Below are 23,906 nucleotides of genomic sequence, written 5' to 3'. Positions count from 1 at the left end.
ACCTCCTGAACTATGATTTGATCAGGTTTTCCGGTAAAGAGGGCATGGGGATGGCTCGATTTAAGCATTACGATTACAACCAGATGTCGATGGTGGTGATCAACTATCTTGAACAAATCCAACCAGGCACCTTCGAATTTGCTCTGCATTACCTGATCTCTGAAAAGCTCGATCTCTCGGCTTTCCACCAGCCTTACAAGAATGACAAAGAAGGTCGACCGGCTTACGATCCGGCGATTCTTCTCAAAATCATCCTGTTTGCCTACTCCAAAGGCATCACCTCCAGCCGACAGATTCAGTGGTGCTGCGAAACCAACATCATCTTCAAAGCCCTGTCGTGCGATACCGTGCCGCATTTCACCACCATTGCTCATTTTATTAGTAACCAGCCGCAGGCCATTGAAGACCTATTCGAGCAGGTGCTGCTGGTTTGTGATCAGCAAGGTTTACTCGGCCATGAACTCTTTGCCATTGATGGCTGTAAAATGCGCTCTAATGCGGCCAAGGAATGGTCAGGCACCTTTAAAGAGCTTGAGCAAAAGCGCCAAAAACTCAAACGCCTGATTCGCCACCATCTGAATGAACATCAGGATCGAGACACCTGGGAGAGTGAAGAAGAACTGGATCAGGACATCCGTAAAGCTCAAACCATCCTGACCCTGAACGAAGCCGCTGAAAAGGTTGATCGCTTCCTAAAGAGCAACACCCCAAGGAAGGGGCAGAGTAAACGAGGCAAGGAAGTCAAAAGCAACATCACCGACAACCAATCGGCCAAAATGACGACCAGCAAGGGCACCATCCAGGGCTATAACGGCGTGGCTTCCGTCGACAAAAAGCATCAAATTATCATTGATGCCCAGGCCTTCGGGGAAGGGCAAGAGCACCATACCCTACAGCCGATCCTTGAGAAAATTAAAGCCCGTTATCAACGCCTGAAGCTCAGCAACAACCTCTATAAAGAAGGCATCATCGTTACCGCTGACACCGGCTTTGCCAACGAAGCCAACATGAAATACCTGCACCAGAATGGCATCAACGCCTACATCCCTGACAACCAGTTTAGAAGCCGTGATCCAAAGTTCGCTCACCAGAAAGACAAATACGGCAAACGCCACCAGACACCCGGCAAACCCAAAGCCAAACAACTCATCCCGGCCAGCGAGTTCCAGTTCGATCCCATCAACCTGACTTGCATCTGTCCTGCTGGCAACCAGATCAGCCACCGGGGTACAAGAGCCAACGACCAGGGGCAACTGACAGCCTATTTTGAAGGCAAGCTGCTGCAATGTCGGCACTGCAAGAAAAAGCACCTGTGCATGAAAAACCCGGCAGCAGCCGACCACCGTAAAGGTGCTGGACGCCAGGTCTGCTTCCCTTTAAATGACAAACGGCCACCCAGCTACACCGACTGGATGAAACACCGTGTGGATAGCCCTAGAGGCAAGCAAATTTACAGCCATCGTATGTCGGTTGTAGAGCCGGTTTTCGGCAACATCGGCACCAATAAAGGACTGAATCGCTTCAGTCTGAGAGGCAAGGCCAAGGTACAAGGTCAGTGGCAACTCTTTTGCCTGATCCACAACATTGAAAAGCTCGCTGGTTATGGCAAGTTGGTTCACTAAAACGGCAGAATAGGGGCTGTGGGCCAGCCCCAGAAACAGGTGCTGTAAGCCTTATCACGGCTGGCTTACAGAGGCCTAAGCCTGAAAAGGCCAGAAAATACAGAATTAAAAGTTAGTTGCCGACAAAAACCGGCAATCGAAAATGAACAACAGAGCACGAGCTGTTGGTAGAGAAAGCTGGCTGGAAATGAGTTTTTCTACAGGCTCGTTAAACAGATAGAGGAATAGATCTAGTGTTATCACCTCGCACGAACCGACTGCTCCTAAGGCATTTCGATGCATTAGATGATGCGGTGGCTAGCCGACTCACACGTAAACGACCCTGGCAAGAGGAAGGTCTGACTGGGCTTTTGTGTGATTGACTAGATTCGGAAACCCGAGAGGAGGAAAGGGTCTCTTATACGCATTCGCAACTCCTCGAAGATACTGGGGAAACCGACGAGGTAAATTGCGAATTAAGTCCCTAGACCTGAGACAATCGAAAAAAGCGGGAAGAAGCGGACTTGATCGTACTTTCCTTACCATGTTGAAAAACTCATCATGTTGATGATGAAGACGGTGATGAAGAATATGGCAGCACAACATCGCGTTGCTCGGCGGTCCCTCCCGACAGGCCCCGTGACAGCGGCGTATAAACGCAAGGTGGATGCGGAGGAGGTGCGACGAGATGACGCGCAAGTCGCTCTGGCGGCAAAACTCGATGCCCTGCACGAGTCTCTTACCTCGCTCCCACCAGTACCCGTGCGCACCGGCAGACCGTCAGAGAGCAGCTCTACAAGCAGCAGTCCGCTGTTACTGTTACTGAGGCGATCCTTGGCATCCGCTCAGTCCTTTCTTCGAAAGAAATTCCATTTGTGGTCTTTTGGTCCACCACCGCGAGGCATGTACATTCATGGACCGGTCGGGGTCGGCAAGAGCTTTCTAATGGATCTCTTTTACGCGTCGGTTAATGTTCCTGATGATTCTTGCTGTAATAATGACACTCACAGTTTCAAACACGTAAAAATTACCAAACGCCGCGTCCACTTTCATGAATTCATGCTAGATGTCCATCATCGAATCTTTGTCTACAAACAGAAGCACCCACAAGATGATGCGATACCCATCATTGCGCAGCAATTGGCACAGGAAGCCCAACTCCTCTGTTTCGATGAATTTCAAGTAACAGACGTTGCCGATGCCATGATTTTGAAACGACTTTTTTTATTATTATTGGATTGGAATGTCGTGGTGGTGGCCACCTCGAATCGCTCCCCCGATGCCTTGTATGAGGGAGGCATTAACCGATCCCTCTTTTTGCCATTCATAGACATGTTAAAACACAGGTTCGACATTATCTCCATGGAGGATTCCGCCAAGGATTATCGACTCGAAACTCGAGCTGATGGTCAATCCTATTTTTGGTCAAACAAGGATGTTCACGGCGACAATAATAGTGATAACAACATGCAGGCGCAGTTGAAAGAAATATTTGGTGGCACTGCATCCAGAACTGAGGCCGAGGCCATTCACGTATCCTTCGGTCGCACCGCCCAGGTCGCCCGATTGAATGACCGGTGCGCCTGGTTTGACTTTTCCGAGTTATGCTACCAACCACTCGGCGCGGCTGATTATATTTCCCTCTGCGACCGATTTCAGGTCCTCATCATGGACCGGGTGCCGCAATTAGACGTCAATCACCTCGACGAAGCGCGACGATTCGTGACCCTCATTGACGTGTGTTATGAATCTCGCACCCGCTTGGTGCTGGCGGCAAAAGTCCCGCTTGATGAATTATTTGTCGAGTTTGAAGCGCAAGTTGAAAGCAGTGATGGAAATGAAGAATTGTTTGTCAGTGAGAAGGGGGGAAACTCGAGTTCCTTTGCGACGACCATGATTCGCACCAAAGAGGGTGAAGAATTTGAGTGGTCGGCGACGGGTCGAAGTGGCGTGTCACTGGCACAATTATCGGCGACCAATGAGCTCGTCTTTTCCTTTCGACGAGCCGCGTCTCGGTTGGTAGAAATGGGTGGAAAGGAATGGGGACGGCAATGACGAAAGCTCTTTACCTTGCAATCCATTGAACCTATGGCAGATTTTTACCTAGGGAACATGCGAATAAGTCCCTAATATAAAATATTCTGCCACAAATGATAACTCAGAAAGAACGCATCATGAGCCATCAAACTGCCGTTAAATCAGTAGTGGTACCGGAGCTGGGCCAGGAGCAATGCGTCATCTGTGACCTTGTAGACCATGCGGTGCTCGTCGTTAATTCGGCGGGACCAGTAACCAGCTAAGCTGTGCTTGAGGGGTTCCGGCTTACCGATGCCGTCGAACGGTTCGCGTTTCGTCTCCTTGATTAGCTTGTTGATTCGGTTCAGGAGTTTTTTGTCAGCTTTCTGCCAGTAAAGATAATCTTCCCAGGCATTTTCGGAGAAGATGAGCTTCATTCAAGAAGTTCCTTTTCTTGGCCGCCGCCTTGCTCCAACTCGGTAACGGATTCCAGCAAACGACGGGCGTTCTTTGGTGCGCGCAGCAGATATGCAGTTTCTTGTAGCGCCTCGTAGTCCTCAAGCGAGATCATTACCACGGATTGCGCCTTGCTCCGGGTGATGATCACCGGGGAATGGTCTTCACAGACCTGTTCCATAGTTTTTGCCAGGTTGGTTCTAGCGGCTGTGTAGCTGATGGCATCCATAAGGGCTCTCCTGTACGAGGTGTTGTCCATGTACAGAATAGCGTACATAAAATGATTTGACAATCGGCTACAAGCAGGCGCATGAGCCGGGCGTTAAATTTTTTGCCTACCCTTGTAGACTATGCTGTAATACGTTGTAGTCGTTAAATTCGAGGGTATAGCCATGGGCGTCACCACAGTTCGTCTTCAAGCAGACGTCGAGCAGCATCTGGAAGCAATCGCCAGCAGGTTGAACCGGAGCAAAGGCTGGGTGATCAACCAGGCCTTGTCGGAATACATAGAAAAGCAGCAGCTTGAGCAAGAGCGGTGGAAGCAAACGTTAGAGGCTATGGAGTCTGCTGCCCGAGGCAAGGTTGTTGATGCCAGCGTGGTTCACAGTTGGCTTAATAGCTGGGGAACTGAAAACGAGCAGGATGCGCCGAGGTCAGGTAAGTGAAACTGGTTTACACGGACGAAGCCATTGATGATTTGAAACGCCTCAGGGAGTTTATTGCGGTGCACAGCCCGTCGGTAGCATCCAGGATTGCCACCGAACTGGTTGGCAAAATCGAATTACTTCCAGACTACCCCAAAATGGGCGCACCAGTTGAAATGGCACCGATGCCTGACTCTATTCGAGATATGGTTTTCGGAAAATACGTCGTTCGATATTCAGTTCATACCAGCGTCATCATTATTCTCCGGGTATGGCGTGGCCTTGAGGGTGAACGCTAGTAATTTAACCAAACACGGCACTCGGACGACCTTGTCTCCGCTTCACTGCGACAGTTGCGCCGTCCGCATAACCGCTTAAGAGTAATGCTTAATCAACCCGCTAACTAACATCTGAAAGAGCACAGTGTTGTTTCAACTTGATCGGTGGGTCGTTTTGCTTACGGAGAACGTCATGAAAGAAACAGGAAAAATCAACTACGTCGAGATACCCTCAACAAACCTTGAAGTAACGAAGACCTTCTTTGCTTCGGCTTTTGGGTGGTCCTTTGTCGACTATGGTCCCGAATATGTAGCTATACAAAATGCCGGATTAGATGGCGGCTTTTACAAGTCTGATAAAGTAGCTACACCCGAACGGGGGAGTGCACTCATCGTTCTTTATAGCTCGGAACTTGAAGCTACGGCTGAGAAAGTCACTGAGTCAGGTGGCAAGGTGGTGCAGGATATCTTCTCTTTCCCAGGTGGCCGAAGATTTCACTTCACTGATCCAAATGGAAATGAATATGCTGTTTGGTCAGAATCCGATGCATAATTAAACCACTAGTAGGAGAAGATGCATGAATTACAGGGTAACTGCATCCTGTTTCGTTTTACTGTTTTGCCTATCGATTTTTTCTTCTTTTTTGATGGCCGAAGATGATGGCCTGCTTGCTGAGCTTAAGCGTATTGAAAGCAATCTTGATGCCCGTATTGGTTTTTTTGCACAGGATACAGAAACGGGAAAGCAGTGGGAGTACAACGCTGACCAACGTTTCGCACTGTCTAGCACCTTCAAAACACTGGCATGTGCAGCCCTGTTGCAGCGTGTCGATGAAGGAAGTGAGCAGCTTTCAACGAGTGTCAGTGTTTCATCAGCTGATTTGGTCACCTATTCGCCAGTTTTGGAGAATTATGCAGATACTCGAGACATAACGCTTTTTGAACTTTGCGAAGCTACGATGACAACGAGCGATAATACGGCAGCCAACCTGATTTTACAGCGCCTGGGTGGGCCTGAAAGTATTACTAACTTTGCCAGGCAGCTAGACGATAGTGTGACGCGCTTGGATCGCTGGGAAACGGAACTTAATCAGGCAACACCCGGTGATGAGCGGGATACAACGACGCCAAAGGCAATGGTTAGTAATCTTGAACACTTGTTATTAGGTGCAGTGTTATCAACAGAATCCAGGAATCAATTGCAGACTTGGTTGATCGATAACCAGGTTGCAGATGCTTTGTTCCGGTCAAGCGTACCTGATGGCTGGATTATTGGTGATCGAACAGGTGCGGGTGGGTATGGTTCCAGATCGATTACTGCGGTGATTTGGCCACCCGAGCGCAGTCCGGTATTTGTGGCTTTCTATATCACTGAAACAGAGGCGTCATTTGAGGATAGAAATGCTTCCATCGCTCAACTGGGGCGTGTGTTTATGGAGTTAATAGAAACAAGTGTCCAAAGGTAGGTTATTCATTTCCAGCAACGCAGTTTGGTCATTGGTTGAATTATGAATCCAGTCATTCAAGAAGAAATTTCAGGTTGTGGAATTGCGGCCAGTGCAGTGCTTGCCGGTCTTTCCTACCACGAAGCCAGGCAAAAAGCCGCAGCTTTGGGTATCTATGCAGAAGATAAAGCTCTCTGGTCAGATACGGGATATGTGCGCAAACTCTTGGGTGAGTTGGGCGTTTCAGTTGCTTCTGAGGAAACTGAGTTTGAGTCCTGGGAGCAGCTTCCTGACAAAGCCCTTTTGGCTATTAAATGGAGGCTAGAGGGTGGCAAGCCTTTCTGGCATTGGGTTGTTTTTGTGCGCCATTCATCCGGTGCCTTGGTACTGGATTCCAAGAAAGCACTTAAATCAAATGTCCGTAAAGATTTCGGACGCATTAAGCCCAAGTGGTATATCGCTGTCACCAATTAGCCAAGTGAGGTGGCTCTTTATAACTTGGTAGGCTGTAGGAATTATAGATTTTTATGACATTACACATAGAAACGCCACTGATTGAATCCCGAGCAATGAGTTTTGCTTCTGGACGATCAGTGTGGCTTAAGCTTGATGCAATGCAGCCTTCGGGTTCATTTAAGCTTCGAGGCATTGGCCTTGCTTGTGAAACCTATTTGGCCCGAGGTGCTCGAAGGTTTATTTCTTCATCGGGTGGAAATGCTGGTTTGGCTGTTGCTTATGCTGGTCGTCGTCTTGGTGTTCCGGTTGTGGTTGTAGTGCCTGAAACAACGAGTGAGAGAGCCAAGGCGCTTTTGGAGCTGGAGAAAGCAGAGGTCATCGTTCAGGGTTCTTCTTGGCAAGAAGCCAATGCTTATACGCAATCTCTGATTCGTGAATCTGATGCTTTTCTGCATCCCTTTGATGACCCTTTGCTTTGGCAGGGTCACGCGACTTTAATTGATGAGGTTTTTCACTTTGGCCTTAAACCTGACGCGCTTGTACTTTCCGTTGGTGGTGGTGGGCTGATGTCCGGGGTCATTGAAGGGCTGTACCGTAACGGGTGGCAGGATATTCCAGTGTTCGCGGTAGAAACAATGGGTGCAGCATCTTTTCATGCAGCTCTCAATGCTGGGCATACTGTGGAGTTAGATCAAATAACAAGTGTTGCTACTTCACTGGGTGCCAAACGTGTTTGTGAGCAAGCTTTTGATTGGTCCAAAAAGCATTCTATCCAGAGTGTTTTGGTCTCAGATCAAAGCGCGTTAACTGCTTGCGAACGTTTTCTTGATGACCACCGTCTACTGGTAGAGCCTGCTTGTGGTGCCAGCCTGGCAGCAATCTATGAAAAAATACCAGAGCTTGATGAGTTTAATAATATTTTGGTGGTTGTGTGTGGTGGCGCTACTACCACTATTGAGCAGCTTAGAAAGCTGAAGTTGCCTGCTTTGAATTCAATCGGAGAAAAAAACAATGAAAACCCTGACTGAACATTGAAGCCAGTATGCTTTATATCATCGTGATCAACGCAATATCTGGACTCATTATGCTGGCATACCGCTGATCGTGGTGGCTATTTGTTGGTCCCTTGTTCGTTGTTGCTGAACTTGGTTTTGCTTTGGGCTTGCGCAAGGCATTGCAGCAGGAGATTGAGCAGAAAGCGGGAAAAGTGCATTAAAACAAGTTGGTGGTGGTCAATATCCCTTTTACTTTTATGGTTGTCTTGAAAAGTTGGTCCAATGTGGCAAGCTGCACTTCTAAAGATGACAAAAATTGATAACAAAATAAAATGGATTGATGATGAACCAGCCTGAAGGCAATTCTGACAGTACTAGTGATGGCTATATTTTTCTGGTAGCTAGAGGCTCAGAGTCGTAGCAATTGCTACGCCACTTAAGTCTAATTTTTCGTTACATCCTGTTAAGGTCCGGTCAGACTAGGTCTTGGAGAAGAAAAAGCGGGAAGGGGTTTTTACTTCAGGTTGAGGAAGGCTTGAAAATGTCTGACAATCCGCTAAATCAAGTGCCTGTAATAGGCGGGTTTTCGCTCAGTTTTATATGGCTCTTCTCACCCTTAGAGGTTCCTTTGCTCGAAATTACACCCGATATTCAGATTGCTGACTGGGAAATTGAATTCCAGCCTATTCGCGCCCAGGGTGCAGGTGGCCAAAATGTTAATAAGGTTGCCTCGGCGGTGCATCTCCGCTTTGATGTTCGGCGCTCATCCTTGCCTCCTTACTATAAAGAGCGTTTGTTGAGGCTATCTGATCAGCGCATCACTCAGGAAGGTGTGATTGTTATAAAGGCGCAAAGTTATCGCACTTTGGAGTTGAACAAGGAAGATGCCTTGCAGCGCTTAAAAGAGCTGATTCAGGATGCAACTAAACCGGTTAAACCCCGCCGTGCAACGAAACCGACCAAAGCTTCCCAGCGTCGTCGAGTTGATAAGAAAACTCAACGGGGCAAAATAAAGGCACTGCGAGGCAGGCTGAGCTCTTGAACCCAGGCTGTAGTGTTTGTAGTTAGTTACTAAATGTTGCAATACATTGGATTGAGTAGCAGTATATCGTTTCTTGCTTGTATTTAAATCTAATGGACCAGGGACTGTTTTGGAACCAACCCACAAGCTACTGAAACCTTGTTTTTTTTGCCTAACCTGGCTGGTTTTGACCGCTAAGGTTTTACTGTTGCTTTCTTTGATCAGCTTTGCTCATCAGGCTTCTGCTGCCAACCTGATAATTAGCTCACAAAAACAACAGTCCTTATCCGGCCACTTTTCAGTTTATCGCCATTCGGGTGAGCCTTTAACTTTAGAGGAGGCAAGGGCTTTGGATGCTGAACAGGCGTTTCAGCCATCCCAAGCTGACTCAGTTGCAGGAACCAATTTTGGTTTAACGCGTGATGAAATCTGGTTGCGCTTGCACTTTTCTACGCCTGCTGATTTGCCGGAACGTTGGTTGCTGGAAGTTGCTCATGCATCGCTGGATAGAGTTGATTTGTACATCTCTGAAGATAATCAGGTTTACCAGGAGCAACAATCAGGTGACCTGCTTCCTTTCAGTGAGCAACCCTTTCAGCATCGCCATCATGTTTTTGAATTAGCACTTCAACCTTCGCAGGATTATAGTCTTTACCTAAGAGTGGCCTCTGAAGGTACGCTCAGCGTTCCCGTCACTCTCTGGCAGCCAGATGCACTTTGGCAACAAGATCAGCTCAGCTACTCGCTTCTCAGTGCCTACTATGGCTTACTGGTTGCTCTGTTAATTTACAACCTCTTTCTGTATCTGTCTTTGCGCGACCCCTTGTATTTAACCTATGTGGCTTTTATTAGTGCTCTGGCAGTTGGCCAGGCTGGGCTGGCTGGTTTTTCTGGGCAATTTCTCTGGCCGGACAATGCTTATTTAACCAATCTTTCACCAACCGGTGGGGTTGCTCTGGCTGGTTTTTTTGGAGCTCTTTTTGTACGGGGGTTTTTGGGAGATACGCCCCGGCGCCTGCGTTTGAATTGGCTAATGCCCTTAATCAGTGCTGGGTATGCCACTGTTTTTCTTACCGCTGTTTTTTGGTCTTATTATTTTGCCGCTGTAGCTGTTAATCTTCTTTCGCTGGTGTTTGTGATCTCAGCCCTAGTAATGGGGGCTGTGAGCTTTTATTACCGGCAGCCGGGTGCTCGTTACTTTGTCTTGGCCTGGGTGGCATTGTTAACTGGTGTTCTGGTTATTTCTCTGCACAACCTGGGTGTATTGCCTTCGAATTTTCTGACCTCCAATGCATTGCTGGTTGGCTCAGCGCTGGAGATGCTGCTGCTTGCTCTGGCTTTGGCTGATCGTATCAATGCTATTCAAAAAGCCAGAGATGAAGCCCAGGCTCAATCCATTAAACTGCGCCAGGAAATGGTTGAAGCCTTGGAAGAAAAGGAGCGTCATCTGGAACGGCGAGTGGTTGAAAGAACCGAAGCCCTTGAAAAAGCAAACCAGGAGCTACAAAAAAGTCATCAGCTTTTGGAATACCAAGCCAACCATGATGCTCTGACTGGTTTGGCTAACCGTAAATTATTGGAACTGCACTTTACTAAGGCTCAGAAACAAGCAGATCAAGAGGCTAGTAGCTTTACTGTGATCGTTGCCGATTTGGACCAATTCAAACAAATTAACGACACTTGGGGACATCTGGCGGGTGATGACATCCTTATTGCTTTGGCGAGGCGTCTGCAAGCCAGTGTCACACCAAGGGATACGCTGGCACGAATTGGTGGCGATGAATTTATAATTCTACTGCCTGGCCTTCACGATCACCAAGCGGCAGCCAATTTTTGTCAGCAACTCCTCGATAAAGTGATTAAACCGGTTTTTTTAAGGGAAGGTGAACAAATTACGCCCGGTATCAGCCTGGGTTATGCCATTTATCCTGATGATGCCGCTGATATAGAGCAGCTAGTCAATCTGGCCGATAAAGCCATGTATCAGAATAAGCTAAAAAGTATCCAGAAATTTTAAATCTTTTGATGCTTTTGACTTGCTATTTTACTGTAAGCTGCTTAGCTTAGTATCTAATGAACAGGAAACAGCAGAACAATTTTGCTAGCTCAGGAGTGAGAAATTGATAAAATCTGGGTATTTAAGGAATTGGAATACTTTAAGTGCTTTTTCTGGTAGTGATTTCTTTTGAAAATAGTATTGAACTCAAGTCATCCTTTTATGATTTGCAGGGTGAAACCTTGGAACTAGAGGTTACAGAGGGGGCGTTAATGCTGGATATGGAGCGTACTCTGGGAGAGCTTGCCAAACTGGATAACTTGAAAATCATTATTTCAATTGATGATTTTGGAACGGGGTATTCTTCACTGCAGTACCTGCACCAGCTTCTCATAAAGAGTTTACTCGCTGGTATAAAAACTGTAATGGTCGCTATGGCTGTTGGGGCGGGCTTTAAAATCAGCCATACCTATTCTTCAGGCCACTCTTTCAGCATTCGGTCAAGCTGGTGAATCAGGTGGCTATAAACTCGTGTCGAAGTCCAGTGGCATGGCAAAGCCACTCTCTATTTCTAGAGATATAAAACCATAATATAAATTGACTTCTTTTTAAAAGTTATAGTAATAGTAGTATGCCTACGACTAATTCAAGCAAATTAAAACTGCTCAGCTTCTGGCATCCGGCTTGTTGGAATATGGATGAACAGGGTTTAATACCTTGCTGGCATGTTCAATAACTGCTCTACGAAGTTCTGCCAAGGCAGCGCTTTCGGTTTGCCAGTAGTGCCAGTAGAGGGGAATATCCAAATGAAAGGTTTCGGCAACATCGATTAGTTTGCCTTCCTTGAGGGCATCCTGGACTTGTATCTCGGGTAGCATTCCATAGCCCAGTCCCATTAAGGCCATTTGTACAAAACCTTCTGAAGAAGGGCAGCGATGCTGTCGCTTGGGAGCGGGTAATTTGAGCTTTTCAAGAAAGCGGTGCTGCAGGCGATCATCCTGGTTGAAGATTAGGCAAGGCGCTTCGACTAGCTGGTGAGGGTACTGACGGGTTTGGTGGCGTTCGACAAAGTCAGGGCTGGCCAGGGCCCGATAGCGCAATACCCCCAAAGGGCTCACAGCGCCACCATTCACTGCCTGAGAATCGGCACAGATGCAAGCCATGACTTCACCATTGCGCATACGATTTAACCCGACTTCCTGGTCTTCAACGACTAAATCAAAATCCATTTGTGAACTCAAGGAGCTGGCGGCCAAGCCTTCAGCCAGCCAGGTTGCCATCGAATCTGCATTAACAGTTAAACGCACCTTGAGAGGTTCATCCTGGGCTTCTTCAATCAATCCCAGCTCCAGTTGCTTAACCTGCTGCAAGTGGTTGTTCAGGCGTCGGCCCAGTGGTGTTGCGACAGGTGGTGAGCTACGCAGAACCACGGGTTGTCCCAGTCTTCTTTCAAGCTGTTGCAGGCGCTGACTTACTGCAGATTGGGTCAGGTGCAGTTTTTGGGCGGCCTTTTCAAAACCTCCGGTTTCGATAACCGCTGCCAAAGCTTCCAATAATCGGTAATCAAGCATCAAAGGGCTCCACCGGTACATTAATCAAATTAATATATCATAAGAATTATTCGTTGGATTAATGGCTTGCCAGCTCTTAAGTTGATGGCTCATTGAGCGGATGGAGTGGGTAGGGTGTTGGTTTCTTTCTTCACAGGCTTTGGCATTGCCTTGGGGCTCATCGTAGCGATAGGTGCTCAAAATGCCTGGGTACTGAATAAGAGTATGCGAGGTGAGCATCCCTGGATAATCGCTGGTGTATGTTGCAGTCTGGATGCGCTACTTATTACTTTGGGCGTCTATAGTATTGATACCTTACAAGCCTTAATTCCTGGCTTGGTGCCGATCATGACCTGGTTGGGAGTTGCACTCTTGTGCTGGTTGGCTGTCCAAGCTTTTTGGAGGGCATGGCAGGGGACTGGTGGCTTGGTTGTTCAGGGATCGGCAGTAACGACCACAGGTTGGCAAGTGGCTGGTCAGGCAATGGCTATTTCGCTGCTTAATCCTCACGTCTATCTTGATACCCTGGTTTTGATCGGTAGTGTGGGTGCCCAACAGGCTTATGCGCAGGTTTTTGTAGTGGGTGCTGCCTTGGCTTCAGCTGTATGGTTTTTTTCTCTTGCCTTCTTTGGAGGTTATTTGGGTCCTAAGCTCCAATCGGTTCGTGCTTGGCGTATTTTTGATACGCTGATTGGAAGTATTATGCTTCTGGTCGCGATTTCACTGTTACCCCAATAAAGTAAGTTTTTTTCAGGAGAACTGTTAATGACTTCTATCGTGAAAGGCCCTGATGGTCAGCCGCGCTGCGGCTGGTGTGGCAGTGTTCCTGAATTTTTCCCCTACCATGATAATGAATGGGGCTACCCGGTTGCCGATGATGTTCGGCTATTTGAAAAGCTGTGTCTGGAAAGCTTTCAGTCGGGCTTGAGCTGGCGCACGATTCTGGCCAAAAGAGACAGCTTCCGAGCGGCTTTTGCAGGCTTTGATTTCAAGCGGATGGCTGAATTCGATGCCAGTGATGTTGAACGCTTGCTGCAGGATAAGGGTATTGTTCGCCACCGTGGCAAAATCGAAGCCGTGATCAACAATGCCAGGCGAGCACAAGAGCTGGTCGAACAGGAAGGCTCCCTGGCGGTTTTTTTCTGGAGCTATGAGCCTGAAGCCGAAATGCTGCCAGAACCCCAAACCGCTTCAACTTCACCAGAATCCCTTGCCCTCTCCAAAGCCTTGAAGAAGCAAGGCTGGAAGTTCGTTGGTCCAACAACGGTGTATGCCTTTATGCAGGCCATGGGTTTGATTAATGATCATGCCAAAGGCTGTGCTTTTCGTGAAAAGGCAGAAAAGGCCCGCCAGCATTTTAAAAAGCCCGTGAGGCCATCGCTTTGATGGCTCTCTGACTTGATTGCGATTCCTGCTTCACTTTGCTAGGCTTCTTTTCCGTCACCAAGACTTTTCTTCAATCAGGAGTTATGCCAATGATTTCAGCACTCTGAACCCCTTTCTTTTTTTGGTGTTACAGAGGTGTTGTTTATGGCCGATTTCTGCATTTCCGCAAGGGGTTTGACCCTTGCTTTTGAACCCCATCCCCCCGTTTTTGCTGCGCTGGATCTTCACCTGACTTCAGAGCCAGTGGCCTTGATTGGCCCCAATGGTGCCGGCAAAACCCTTCTGGCCGAATGCCTGGCGGGTGTGCGCAAGCCTCAAGAGGGTAGCCTGGAGCGCCGGGTGCCCGTGGCCTTCTTGCCGCAACAGGCTGCAGAGCAGGAGGATCATCAAAGTGTTGCTGCTTTCCTGGGAGTGGATGCTGCACTCAATGCTCTGCAGCGTTTGCTCAGTGGCAAAGGCCAGGTGGATGATCTCTCGATTCTTGAAGAACGCTGGACGCTGCAAGAAGATCTGGAAGTGGAGCTGGCCGAGTTTCAGTTGGGAGTTGACCTGCTGGATGCACCGGTCAGTGCCTTGAGTGGTGGTCAGCGTACTCGTTTACACCTGTTTAAACTGGCACGTTTGCCGTCGAGTTACTTGATTTTGGATGAGCCCACCAACCATTTGGATCAAGCCGGGCGCGATTGGTTGGCAAACTGGATCAGCCAACGCAGTGGAGGCACTCTGGTCATCACCCATGATCAGGCCTTGCTGGCGACCTTTACACACTTGTTGGAATTGCGTGCCGGCCAGTTACAGCCTTATCGCCTGGGTTTTGCTGACTATCAGGAAGCTCGCAAGCAGCTGCTGGAAAAGGCTCGTCAGACCAAAAACCAGGCGCGCCTGACTTTAAAGAAAGAACGGCAGCAACTACAAACCGAACGCGAGCGCCACGAACAGCGCGCGGCTAAAGGGCGTGCCAAGGCACGCAAGGGTGACCTGCCCAAGGTATTGCTGGATGCCCGTAAAGAACGCAGTGAAGCAACGGGTGGACGAATTGCACAAAAACACCAGGCTGCAATCAACCAGGAACAGCAATGCCTTCAACGGGCTGAGGCGCTTCTGGGACACGAGAGGCCACTGGCTTTTCCATTAACGGAGCCTGAACCGGTTAGTGGCTGTCTGCTGGCACTGAATGAGGTTCTTTTACCCAGAGTCACAGCACTCAGGCCACTGAACTGGCAAATTCAAAGCGGTGAACGCTGGTGGTTGCAGGGTGCCAATGGTCGCGGTAAATCAACACTTTTGGAAGTTATCAGTGGCCTGCTGGAACCTCTGTCCGGTGAAGTGCAGCGCCGTGGTTCCCTGCGGCTGCTAGATCAAAAGCTGAGCCTGCTGAATGGAGAAGAAACTGCTCTGGCCAACTTTCAGCGCCTGAATCCGGGCTGGACTCAAGCAGACTATAGAGACCGACTTGCCTGGTTAAGACTCAGGGGAGATCAGGCCTTACTGCCGGTCAGTGATCTGAGTGGCGGTGAACGCCTGAAAGTGGCCCTTGCCTGTTGCCTGATGGGGCCGGAATCAGCACAACTGATTTTGCTGGATGAACCTGACAATCATCTGGATTTGGAAAGCCAGTCTCTGTTGGCCCAGGTGCTTGCCGAGTTCAAGGGCAGCCTGCTTCTGGTCAGCCATAGCACCCCTTTTGCTCAGGCTGTGGGGGTTGAGCAGCAGTTGGTTTTACAGTGAGCTAAGCTAAAAAGCCTGATTAACTAAGGAGACCAAACATGAATAGTGAGCCAACACTCAGTGGGCAGTGCTTGTGTGGATCTGTCCGGGTAAGCGCAACACCAAAAAGCTACCATTATGGTGCCTGCCATTGCAGTCTGTGCCGTAAATGGGGTGGGGGACCTATGATGGCTGTGGAATGTGAGGATCAGGTCAGTTTTGAAGGGGAAGCTCAGATTGCCACCTATGCCTCATCCGAGTGGGCTGAGCGGGGGTTTTGTAAAAACTGCGGGACGCATTTGTTCTATCGTTTGAAGGATCAACCCTTTTACGCGCTTCCGGTTGGCTTGATGGATCAGGGGCAGGACTGGGAGTTTGCGGACCAGATTTTCATCGATCACAAGCCGTCGCATTATCGTTTTGCCAACCCCACCAAAACTATGACGGAAGCTGAAGTCTTTGCTCAGTTTTCTGGTGATAGCAGCTGATTGGATGAATCTTCATCTTTAATCGTTATGGTGCAACCCAAGCCTGGGTTGCTAGCTGCTGGTGCATTATCGCTTCTTTTTTGCATAGCATTTTCATGCATAAATTCCTTTAACCTTCTGAATTAAAATGAATTTCCTGTGGCTGGCATCTCTTGTGCTCTGTCTTGTATACAAGTTAGAGCACAAGGTGATGACCCATGCACAACCCCCTACAAACAAGTGGCTGGAATTTAGCCGATTGGCAGGCAGCCCAAAAGGATGGTCAGGGCTTGCAACGACTGCAAGCCTTGTTAGCTGTTTTAAAGAAGGACCAGGAAAAAGACACAGCCTGGATTGCACTGGCCGAAGTGTCAGGATTGGAAGCTGACTGGCAGCAGCTTGAAGCGCGTCAGCAAGCTGGTGAAACGCTTCCCTTGATGGGGGTGCCTTTTGCCATTAAGGATAATATTGATGCCAAGGGCTGGCCGACAACCGCCGCCTGCCCAGCCTTTAGTTATCAGGCGGAAAAGGATGCCCAGGTGGTGGCTGAGCTGAAGCAAGCCGGCGCCATCCTGATCGGCAAAACCAATCTGGATCAATTTGCTACTGGCCTAGTGGGCACCCGTTCACCCTATGGGGCGGTTCCCAATAGCTTTAATCCTGATTATGTCTCCGGTGGTTCCAGCTCCGGTTCGGCTTCGGTGGTTGCTCGTGGTCTGGTGCCCTTTGCTCTGGGCACAGATACCGCCGGTTCAGGCCGGGTGCCAGCGGGCTTTAATAATATTGTCGGCCTGAAACCCACCCGAGGCTGGTTGTCGACTTCCGGGGTGGTGCCGGCCTGCCGCACTCTGGACTGTGTTTCGGTTTTCGCCTTGACGGTTGAAGATGCCTTACAGGTAGCTGAGTTGGCGGCTGGCGCTACACCTGATGCCAGTGACCCCTGGTCCCGCACTCATCCCCAGACCACCCCTGTTGCTCTACCCGAACGTCCCCGTCTGGCAATTCCTGCAAATCTGGAGTTTTTTGGTGATCGCCAGATGCAAACAGCTTTTGCTAAAGCGCGTGCTGAACTGGAAACCCTGGCTGAGTTGGTGGAAATTGATTTTTCTGCATTCAGTGAACTAGCTGCTCTGCTCTACCAGGGTCCCTGGGTTGCTGAAAGAACCCATGCACTGGGCTCGCTATTGGATCAAGACCCCAGTGCTATTGATCCCAGCGTTTACAAGATAGTTTCCCAGGGCGTTGATTTTTCCGCTTTGGACTATTTTGCTGCCGAGTATCGTCGCCAGGAACTGAGTCGTCAGATTCAGCAGCAACTGGCAGAGGTGGATGCTCTGGTGGTGCCCACTTCTCCAACAATTAGAACCCTGGCTGAAATGGAGAAGGAGCCTCTGGTTTATAACAGCCAGTTTGGTACCTACACCAATTTCACTAACCTGGCTGACTTGAGTGCTCTGGCCTTGCCAGCAGGTTTTCGTGATGACGGCTTGCCCGCTGGAATCACCCTGATTGCAACTGCTTGGCAAGATAGAGCTTTGGCTGAATTTGGTCAGCGCTGGCAGGCCCAGCAAGCCTTGCCTTTGGGTGCAACCCAACGTGAGTACTCAACCCCTTCACAAAGAATTCGCCCACCTGCGCCCGGTGCTGTTCGCCTAGCTGTTGTCGGTGCCCACCTGACGGGTATGCCTCTGAACTTTCAGCTCACCAGCCGGGATGCGCGCCTGGTGGAAGCAACCGAAACCGCTGCGGATTATCGGCTTTATGCCCTGGCCAATACCACACCGCCCAAACCAGGTTTGGTGAAAGTGGCTGATCAGGGTGCTGCCATCAAGGTGGAGCTCTGGGATCTTCCCCTGGCGCATTTCGGTGCTTTTGTTGAAGAGATTCCTCAGCCCCTAGGGATCGGCAATCTGACCTTGAAAGATGGTCGGGTGGTGAAAGGCTTTATTTGTGAACCCCTGGCTCTGCAGAGTGCAACCGACATCACCCACCTGGGCGGCTGGCGCGCCTATATCGCTGAACTCAATAAGCAAAAGGAGGCCTCCGCATGAAGGCTGCTACCTCTCCCTATTTTTCTACTGTTCTGATTGCCAATCGGGGTGAAATTGCCTGTCGGGCGATAAGAACCCTCAAACGCTTGGGTATTCGCAGTGTTGCCGTTTATGCCGAAGATGACCGTAACGCTCTGCATGTGCGTGATGCCGATGTGGCTGTAGCTTTAAAAGGGCAGCGCGCGGATGAAACCTATCTGGATATGGACAAGATTCTGGCTGCGGCTAAAAACACCGGTGCCCAGGCCATTTTTCCTGGCTATGGTTTCTTGTCGGAAAGCGCTGAATTTGCCGAGCGTTGTGACTTTGAAGGCATTACTTTTATTGGCCCAACACCGGCGCAGATTCGTGATTTTGGCCTGAAACATCGGGCCCGTGCCCTGGCTGAAGCCGCGGGTGTGCCTCTGACGCCGGGTAGTGATCTTTTGCAAAGTGAAGCTCAGGCGCTCGAAGAAGCAGAAAGAATAAGCTACCCGGTGATGTTAAAAAGCACCGCTGGGGGCGGGGGCATTGGCATGACCCGCTGTGAAAGTGCCGAAGAATTGAGTGAAGCCTATGAGCGCATTATTCGTCTGGGCAAGCAGTATTTTAACGATGGCAGTGTTTTTGTAGAGCACTGTATTGATCAGGCCCGTCATGTTGAAGTGCAGCTCTTGGGTGATGGTCAGGGTGAAGTTATTGCCCTGGGTGAAAGGGATTGCTCCCTGCAACGTCGCCATCAGAAGGTGGTTGAAGAAACGCCAGCACCTCGCCTGCCGACAGCAACACGTGATGCCCTGATTGCCGCCGCGACCAGCCTGGGTAAAAGCGTCAATTATCGCAGTGCGGGAACCGTCGAATTTATCTATGACACCAGCAAGGATGCCTTTTATTTTCTGGAAGTGAATACCCGTTTGCAGGTGGAGCATCCGGTGACTGAATTGACCACTGGCCTGGATCTGGTTGAGCAGATGCTGGCTGTCGCAGCGGGTCAGGCCGATCTGCAAGCGTTGCAGCCCATAGACCCTGAGGGTGCCGCCATGGAAGTGCGGGTTTATGCCGAAAACCCACTAAAAAACTTTCAACCCAGTCCGGGTAGCCTGAGTGAAGTGGTTTTGCCTGAAGGCATGGAAGGCATCCGAGTGGATGGCTGTGTCGAAAATGGCAGTGACGTTTCCTCCGGCTTTGATCCGATGATTGCCAAAATCATTGCCTATGGGCAGGATCGCCAGCAGGCTCTGACACGTTTGCGCGCAGCGCTGGAAGCCACCCGTTTTTATGGTATTCCTACCAACCTGGAATATTTAAGAGCCGTTTTGGCTGATGAAGCCTTTGCTGCAGGAGAGGTTTCCACCAAGGCACTGGACAGCTTCAGCTATACCAGCCGTAGTCTGGAAATCCTCAGCCCTGGCACCTACACCAGTGTTCAGGACTTGCCGGGCCGCCTGGGGTATTGGGATATCGGGGTTCCTCCTTCTGGCCCGATGGACGACAAGGCTTTTGCCCTGGCTAATCGTCTGGTGGGCAATCCAGCAGATGCCGCTGGCCTGGAAGCGACTCTGGTTGGCCCCAACCTGAAATTCAATGTCGATAGCCTGATTGCGGTTACCGGTGCCTGTGATGCGGCCACTCTGGATGGTGAGCCTTTGCCCGGCTGGCAGGCTGTGGCCGTCAAGGCCGGCCAGGTTTTGGATATGGGGCAGGGCAAACAGGGCTGCCGCTCTTATCTGGCGATTCGCGGTGGTCTGGATGTGCCCGTTTATCTGGGCAGTCGCTCCACCTTTGCTCTGGGCCAGTTTGGTGGCTTTTGTGGGCGCACCCTTCGCGCTGGGGACCAGTTGGATATTCTACCTGAAACCCCGGCCCTGCAAGCACCGGCTAAAGCACCGCAAGGCCTAGTGCCGAACTATGCTCAGGAATGGCAGATTGGTGTGCTCCTTGGTCCTCATGGCGCTCCGGATTTCTTTACTCAGGACTCTTTTGAAACCTTTTTTGCCACTGACTGGGAAGTTCACTATAACGCCAACCGCCTGGGTGTGCGCCTGGTGGGACCGGTTCTGGAATGGGCCAGAAGTGATGGTGGGGAAGCGGGTCTGCATCCATCCAATGTCCATGATTGTGAATATGCCATAGGCGCGGTCAACTTTACCGGTGATAGCCCTGTTATTTTGATGAAGGATGGCCCCAGCCTGGGTGGTTTTGTCTGCCCAGTGACTATCGCCAAGGCTGAATTATGGAAGGTAGGTCAGGTTAAGCCTGGCGACAAAATTCGCTTTGTGCCCTTAAGTTTTGATACGGCTCTGGAGCTGGATCGTCAGTGGCAAACAGCTATCGATCAGCTAGAGCCAACGCCTGCAGCTTGGCATGAGTTGCCGGCCAGCCAAGCAGCTGCTCTGGCACTGAAGCCCGAAGCAACAACCCCAGCTGAGGCCTCACCCTGCGTTCTGGCTACCCTGCCTGCGACTGAAGAGCGCCCCCAAGTAGTTTATCGTCAGGCTGGAGACAGCTACATCTTGATGGAATACGGCGAGAACCTGCTGGACTTGACCACCCGCATTCGAGTGCATCTGCTAATGGAAGCACTGAAAAGTCGCCAACTACCAGGTATTGAAGAGCTGGCCCCTGGGGTGCGCTCTCTGCAAATTCGTTATGACGGTCATCAACTGCATCAAAAAGATTTGATTGAACTCTTGTTGAAGCTGGAAACCACCCTGGAAGATCCGCGTGAGGTGAAGCTGCCTACTCGGGTACTGCACCTGCCGATGGCTTTTGAAGACACAGCGACTCTGGAAGCCGTGCAACGCTATCGGGAAACAGTTAAGGAGGATGCACCCTGGCTACCCAATAACGTTGATTTTATCAGCCGCATTAATGGTGTCAGCCGAGAGGATGTTCAGAAAACCCTTTATTCGGCGCGCTATCTGGTTCTTGGCCTGGGTGATGTTTATCTGGGAGCGCCCTGTGCTGTTCCGGTTGATCCCCGTCACCGCTTGCTCAGCTCCAAATATAATCCGGCCCGCACCCACACCGCAGAGGGCACCGTTGGTATTGGCGGCATGTACATGTGTATCTACGGCATGGACTCCCCCGGTGGCTATCAACTGGTCGGTCGTACTCTGCCGATCTGGAATACCTGGTTGAAAAACCGTCAGTTCGCACCTGATGCGCCCTGGTTGCTGCGCTTCTTTGACCAGGTTTGCTACTACCCCGTCACCGAAGAAGAACTGGATACTCTGCGAGAAGACTTCCGTCAGGGACGTTTTGAATGCCGCATTGAGCAGGAAACCTTTGATGTGAAGGCCTACCTGAATTTCCTGGAAGAAGAAGCGGGCAGCATTGCTGCTTTCAAGGAACGCCAGCAAGCAGCCTTTACTGAAGAAGTCAGTCGTTGGAAGGCTGAAGATATTGCACCCCCTGCAATTACTCAGGCAGAAGAGCCGGAGACGGGTGAAGGCCTGGCTGCCAACTTGACCGCAGTGACAGGAGAAATTGCCGGTAATGTCTGGAAACTGCTGGTTGAACCTGGCGCTCAGGTTGCAGCCGGAGAAACCCTCTTGGTACTGGAAGCCATGAAGATGGAAGTCGCCATCAAGGCCCCGGTTGCTGGAGAGCTGGATTCCTTCAGCTGCGAACCCGGTAAATCCGTGAGGGCTGGCGAGCTTTTGGCGGTCATTGATACCGATAAGGCAAAAGCACAGGCTGAGGAGTTGGTCTGATGAGCCCGGCAAACTTCCTGAACAAGAACCCCAAAAACAATCGCCGGGAAAATCTGGCGGATCGAATTTATGGTCAGATCAAAGACATGATCTTCAACTTTGAGCTTCTGCCGGGTGACTTTTTCAGTGAAGCCGATATTGCTGAGCGTTTTCAGGCCAGCCGCACTCCCGTGCGCGAAGCCCTTTATCGCCTGCGTCGGGAACAGTATGTCGATGTGCATTTTCGCAGTGGCTGGCAGGTCAAGCCTTTTGATTTTCAAGTATTTGAAGAGCTGTATGACGTGCGCATTCTACTGGAGGAAGCGGCGATTGATCGTCTTTGCGCAATGACTGAAACACCTGAACCCCTGCAGGAGCTACGTGATTTCTGGTTAGCCGATGCCAGTGAGTGGATCACCGATATACGCCTCAGTGAAAAAGATAGGGAATTTCACAGCCAGTTGGTTGCCGCTGCAGGTAACCGGGAAATGCACCAGATTCACCGAGATATCAGTGAACGAATTCACATTATTCGTCGCCTGGATTTCACCAAAGATTACCGTATTGAAGCCACTTATGAGGAGCATGGCGCCATTTTAGAGGCCATTGCTCACCATCGTGCCGATCATGCCAAGCGTCTGATGGCAGCACATATTGCCGTCAGTCGGGATGAAGTCAGAAAAATAACAATACATATGCTGCAGGAAGCAAGAGCCAGGCATTTGGATGCCAGTAACAACGATTCTAATGATCTCTCCCAAAACAGCTGAAGCGGAGCAACAAGATGAAACGATTGAATCAACTCAAAAAACTCGCCGTCACCACCAGCCTGGGTACGGCACTGACCTTAGCAACCCTGGGTAGCAGTCAGGCCTTTGCCCAAGATCCTATTCGTGTCGGCGTTCTCCACTCTTTGTCTGGCACCATGGCGATTAGTGAAACCGTCCTGAAAGACACCATTGAAATGCTGGTTGAGCAGCAAAACGCCCAGGGCGGTTTGCTGGGCCGTGAGCTTGAAGCCGTGGTGGTTGATCCAGCGTCCAATTGGCCCCTGTTTGCCGAGCGCGCTCGTGAACTTCTTGATCAACATGAAGTGGATGTGGTTTTCGGTAACTGGACTTCTGTTTCCCGTAAAGCCGTATTACCGGTGTTTGAAGAACTCAATGGTTTGCTTTTCTACCCAGTGCAATACGAAGGTGAAGAGTCGTCCAAAAATGTCTTCTACACGGGTGCCGCTCCCAACCAGCAGGCTATTCCTGCAGTGAACTACCTGCATGAACAAGTCGGTATTGAGCGTTGGGTGCTGGCCGGCACGGACTATGTTTACCCCCGCACGACCAATCGTATCCTGGCCTCTTATCTTCAGGAAGAATTTGGTGTGGCAGAAGATGACATCATGATCAACTACACACCTTTCGGTCATTCGGATTGGCAAAACATCGTTGCTGAAATCCGTCGCTTTGGTAGCCAGGGCAAGAAAACTGCAGTGGTTTCCACCATCAATGGTGATGCCAATGTGCCCTTCTACCGTGAACTGGGCAACCAGGGTATTGATGCAGCCGATATTCCCGTTGTTGCCTTCTCGGTTGGTGAGCAGGAATTGTCCGGCATCGATACCGGCCCTCTAGTCGGCCACCTGGCGGCCTGGAACTACTTCATGAGTGTCGATACCGATGCCAACTATGACTTCATTGATGCCTGGATTGATTACACAGGTGATGAAGAAGCGGTCACCAATGATCCCATGGAAGCCCATTACATTGGCTTCAATATGTGGAAGGAAGCAGTACGCAAAGCTGGAACCACGGATGTTGATGAAGTTCGTGATGCCATCTATGGGGTTACCGTACCCAACCTGACCGGTGGCTATGCGGTAATGATGCCCAACCACCACATCACCAAGCCGGTTCTGATTGGTGAAATCCAGAATAATGGCCAGTTTGATGTCGTCTGGGAAACACCAGGGACAGTTGCAGGTGATGCCTGGTCAGACTTCCTGCCTGGTTCACGTGACCTGGTTTCTGACTGGCGTGCTCCCATGAGCTGCGGTAACTACAACGTCAAAACCGGTCGTTGTGGGGGTAGCCGGGCAGCAGAAGAAGCTGCAGAAGCTCTGGGCGAATAATACCCAGGCTAGCTGAATCCTTGTCGCTACCTCGGGAG

Annotated in this window: 22 protein-coding genes; 19 read left to right on the top strand and 3 right to left on the bottom strand. The window is 50.1% G+C overall.

What is annotated here, in order from left to right; genetic code table 11:
* Positions 1-50 precede the first annotated feature (50 nt).
* Together BM185_RS13370 and zapE are read left to right on the top strand one after the other, a co-directional pair.
* Positions 51-1,622, top strand: coding sequence for an IS1182 family transposase (locus tag BM185_RS13370; protein WP_091964796.1), 1,572 nt, complete (start codon positions 51-53; stop codon positions 1,620-1,622).
* Positions 1,623-2,162: 540 nt separating this feature from the next.
* The gene (gene zapE / locus BM185_RS13365) at positions 2,163-3,656 is read left to right on the top strand and encodes a cell division protein ZapE (protein ID WP_091964794.1); all 1,494 of its coding nucleotides are present in this window, start codon (positions 2,163-2,165) and stop codon (positions 3,654-3,656) included.
* A gap of 143 nt (positions 3,657-3,799) precedes the next feature.
* Here zapE and BM185_RS13360 read toward each other — a convergent pair whose 3' ends face one another.
* Both BM185_RS13360 and BM185_RS13355 read right to left on the bottom strand, forming a co-directional pair.
* Positions 3,800-4,054 (bottom strand): Txe/YoeB family addiction module toxin, encoded by a 255-nt coding sequence (locus BM185_RS13360; RefSeq protein ID WP_091964792.1) that lies wholly within the window; start codon positions 4,052-4,054, stop codon positions 3,800-3,802.
* Positions 4,051-4,302 carry a type II toxin-antitoxin system Phd/YefM family antitoxin gene (locus tag BM185_RS13355; protein WP_091964790.1) on the bottom strand — a complete coding sequence of 84 codons (252 nt, stop codon included), beginning with the start codon at positions 4,300-4,302 and terminating at the stop codon, positions 4,051-4,053. The genes BM185_RS13360 and BM185_RS13355 overlap by 4 nt, the downstream gene beginning before the upstream one ends.
* A gap of 163 nt (positions 4,303-4,465) precedes the next feature.
* On the opposite strand from BM185_RS13355, the gene BM185_RS13350 reads away from it, so the two are divergent.
* From BM185_RS13350 to BM185_RS13305, 9 genes are all read left to right on the top strand, one after another.
* A complete protein-coding gene (locus BM185_RS13350) occupies positions 4,466-4,738 on the top strand; it encodes a CopG family ribbon-helix-helix protein (RefSeq protein WP_091964788.1) in 273 nt (90 codons plus the stop codon).
* Positions 4,735-5,016, top strand: a complete 282-nt coding sequence (locus BM185_RS13345; protein ID WP_091964786.1) for a type II toxin-antitoxin system RelE/ParE family toxin — start codon at positions 4,735-4,737, stop codon at positions 5,014-5,016. Before BM185_RS13350 ends, BM185_RS13345 begins: the two co-directional genes overlap by 4 nt.
* Positions 5,017-5,188: 172 nt before the next feature.
* Positions 5,189-5,548, top strand: coding sequence for a VOC family protein (locus BM185_RS13340; RefSeq protein ID WP_091964828.1), 360 nt, complete (start codon positions 5,189-5,191; stop codon positions 5,546-5,548).
* Positions 5,549-5,573: 25 nt separating this feature from the next.
* Positions 5,574-6,461, top strand: a complete 888-nt coding sequence (gene bla, locus BM185_RS13335) for a class A beta-lactamase (protein ID WP_091964780.1) — start codon at positions 5,574-5,576, stop codon at positions 6,459-6,461.
* A 42-nt stretch (positions 6,462-6,503) separates the two neighbouring features.
* The gene (locus BM185_RS13330) at positions 6,504-6,914 is read left to right on the top strand and encodes a hypothetical protein (protein ID WP_091964749.1); all 411 of its coding nucleotides are present in this window, start codon (positions 6,504-6,506) and stop codon (positions 6,912-6,914) included.
* Between the two features lie 53 nt (positions 6,915-6,967).
* The gene (locus tag BM185_RS13325) at positions 6,968-7,924 is read left to right on the top strand and encodes a serine/threonine dehydratase family protein (RefSeq protein ID WP_091964747.1); all 957 of its coding nucleotides are present in this window, start codon (positions 6,968-6,970) and stop codon (positions 7,922-7,924) included.
* A 508-nt stretch (positions 7,925-8,432) separates the two neighbouring features.
* The gene (arfB, locus tag BM185_RS13315) at positions 8,433-8,933 is read left to right on the top strand and encodes an alternative ribosome rescue aminoacyl-tRNA hydrolase ArfB (RefSeq protein ID WP_425434217.1); all 501 of its coding nucleotides are present in this window, start codon (positions 8,433-8,435) and stop codon (positions 8,931-8,933) included.
* 187 nt (positions 8,934-9,120) lie between these two features.
* Positions 9,121-10,929: a diguanylate cyclase domain-containing protein gene (locus BM185_RS13310; protein WP_177203573.1), complete on the top strand. Its 1,809-nt coding sequence runs from the start codon at positions 9,121-9,123 to the stop codon at positions 10,927-10,929.
* A 143-nt stretch (positions 10,930-11,072) separates the two neighbouring features.
* Positions 11,073-11,420, top strand: a complete 348-nt coding sequence (locus BM185_RS13305; RefSeq protein ID WP_091964743.1) for an EAL domain-containing protein — start codon at positions 11,073-11,075, stop codon at positions 11,418-11,420.
* Positions 11,421-11,573: 153 nt separating this feature from the next.
* Here BM185_RS13305 and BM185_RS13300 read toward each other — a convergent pair whose 3' ends face one another.
* Positions 11,574-12,479, bottom strand: coding sequence for a LysR family transcriptional regulator ArgP (locus tag BM185_RS13300; RefSeq protein ID WP_091964741.1), 906 nt, complete (start codon positions 12,477-12,479; stop codon positions 11,574-11,576).
* 114 nt (positions 12,480-12,593) lie between these two features.
* Between BM185_RS13300 and BM185_RS13295 the strand changes: the two genes are divergently transcribed.
* From BM185_RS13295 to urtA, 8 genes are all read left to right on the top strand, one after another.
* Positions 12,594-13,196 carry a LysE/ArgO family amino acid transporter gene (locus tag BM185_RS13295; protein WP_218149450.1) on the top strand — a complete coding sequence of 201 codons (603 nt, stop codon included), beginning with the start codon at positions 12,594-12,596 and terminating at the stop codon, positions 13,194-13,196.
* A 27-nt stretch (positions 13,197-13,223) separates the two neighbouring features.
* On the top strand, positions 13,224-13,844 hold the full coding sequence (locus tag BM185_RS13290; protein ID WP_091964739.1) for a DNA-3-methyladenine glycosylase I: 621 nt from the start codon (positions 13,224-13,226) through the stop codon (positions 13,842-13,844).
* A gap of 144 nt (positions 13,845-13,988) precedes the next feature.
* On the top strand, positions 13,989-15,572 hold the full coding sequence (locus tag BM185_RS13285) for an ATP-binding cassette domain-containing protein (RefSeq protein WP_091964738.1): 1,584 nt from the start codon (positions 13,989-13,991) through the stop codon (positions 15,570-15,572).
* A 38-nt stretch (positions 15,573-15,610) separates the two neighbouring features.
* Positions 15,611-16,039, top strand: coding sequence for a GFA family protein (locus tag BM185_RS13280; protein ID WP_091964736.1), 429 nt, complete (start codon positions 15,611-15,613; stop codon positions 16,037-16,039).
* 197 nt (positions 16,040-16,236) lie between these two features.
* Positions 16,237-18,069 (top strand): allophanate hydrolase, encoded by a 1,833-nt coding sequence (atzF, locus tag BM185_RS13275; RefSeq protein ID WP_091964734.1) that lies wholly within the window; start codon positions 16,237-16,239, stop codon positions 18,067-18,069.
* Positions 18,066-21,764 (top strand): urea carboxylase, encoded by a 3,699-nt coding sequence (uca, locus tag BM185_RS13270; RefSeq protein WP_091964732.1) that lies wholly within the window; start codon positions 18,066-18,068, stop codon positions 21,762-21,764. Before atzF ends, uca begins: the two co-directional genes overlap by 4 nt.
* A complete protein-coding gene (locus BM185_RS13265; RefSeq protein ID WP_091964731.1) occupies positions 21,764-22,513 on the top strand; it encodes a GntR family transcriptional regulator in 750 nt (249 codons plus the stop codon). The genes uca and BM185_RS13265 overlap by 1 nt, the downstream gene beginning before the upstream one ends.
* A 14-nt stretch (positions 22,514-22,527) precedes the next feature.
* The gene (gene urtA / locus BM185_RS13260; protein WP_091964729.1) at positions 22,528-23,868 is read left to right on the top strand and encodes an urea ABC transporter substrate-binding protein; all 1,341 of its coding nucleotides are present in this window, start codon (positions 22,528-22,530) and stop codon (positions 23,866-23,868) included.
* Positions 23,869-23,906 lie beyond the last annotated feature (38 nt).

Origin of the sequence: Marinospirillum celere (assembly GCF_900112235.1) — a bacterium.
GTDB lineage: Bacteria > Pseudomonadota > Gammaproteobacteria > Pseudomonadales > Halomonadaceae > Marinospirillum > Marinospirillum celere.
This window is presented reverse-complemented; position numbering and strand designations above follow the sequence as displayed.

Bases quoted from the DNA above. Each gene is read 5' to 3' on its own strand.
- BM185_RS13360 (WP_091964792.1), bottom strand. From the start codon at position 4,054: ATGAAGCTCATCTTCTCCGAAAATGCCTGGGAAGATTATCTTTACTGG.
- zapE (WP_091964794.1), top strand. From the start codon at position 2,163: ATGTTGATGATGAAGACGGTGATGAAGAATATGGCAGCACAACATCGC.
- BM185_RS13355 (WP_091964790.1), bottom strand. From the start codon at position 4,302: ATGGATGCCATCAGCTACACAGCCGCTAGAACCAACCTGGCAAAAACT.
- BM185_RS13330 (WP_091964749.1), top strand. From the start codon at position 6,504: ATGAATCCAGTCATTCAAGAAGAAATTTCAGGTTGTGGAATTGCGGCC.
- bla (WP_091964780.1), top strand. From the start codon at position 5,574: ATGAATTACAGGGTAACTGCATCCTGTTTCGTTTTACTGTTTTGCCTA.
- BM185_RS13290 (WP_091964739.1), top strand. From the start codon at position 13,224: ATGACTTCTATCGTGAAAGGCCCTGATGGTCAGCCGCGCTGCGGCTGG.
- atzF (WP_091964734.1), top strand. From the start codon at position 16,237: ATGCACAACCCCCTACAAACAAGTGGCTGGAATTTAGCCGATTGGCAG.
- BM185_RS13285 (WP_091964738.1), top strand. From the start codon at position 13,989: ATGGCCGATTTCTGCATTTCCGCAAGGGGTTTGACCCTTGCTTTTGAA.
- BM185_RS13300 (WP_091964741.1), bottom strand. From the start codon at position 12,479: ATGCTTGATTACCGATTATTGGAAGCTTTGGCAGCGGTTATCGAAACC.
- arfB (WP_425434217.1), top strand. From the start codon at position 8,433: ATGTCTGACAATCCGCTAAATCAAGTGCCTGTAATAGGCGGGTTTTCG.
- BM185_RS13370 (WP_091964796.1), top strand. From the start codon at position 51: ATGGCTCGATTTAAGCATTACGATTACAACCAGATGTCGATGGTGGTG.
- urtA (WP_091964729.1), top strand. From the start codon at position 22,528: ATGAAACGATTGAATCAACTCAAAAAACTCGCCGTCACCACCAGCCTG.
- uca (WP_091964732.1), top strand. From the start codon at position 18,066: ATGAAGGCTGCTACCTCTCCCTATTTTTCTACTGTTCTGATTGCCAAT.
- BM185_RS13280 (WP_091964736.1), top strand. From the start codon at position 15,611: ATGAATAGTGAGCCAACACTCAGTGGGCAGTGCTTGTGTGGATCTGTC.
- BM185_RS13350 (WP_091964788.1), top strand. From the start codon at position 4,466: ATGGGCGTCACCACAGTTCGTCTTCAAGCAGACGTCGAGCAGCATCTG.
- BM185_RS13340 (WP_091964828.1), top strand. From the start codon at position 5,189: ATGAAAGAAACAGGAAAAATCAACTACGTCGAGATACCCTCAACAAAC.
- BM185_RS13325 (WP_091964747.1), top strand. From the start codon at position 6,968: ATGACATTACACATAGAAACGCCACTGATTGAATCCCGAGCAATGAGT.
- BM185_RS13265 (WP_091964731.1), top strand. From the start codon at position 21,764: ATGAGCCCGGCAAACTTCCTGAACAAGAACCCCAAAAACAATCGCCGG.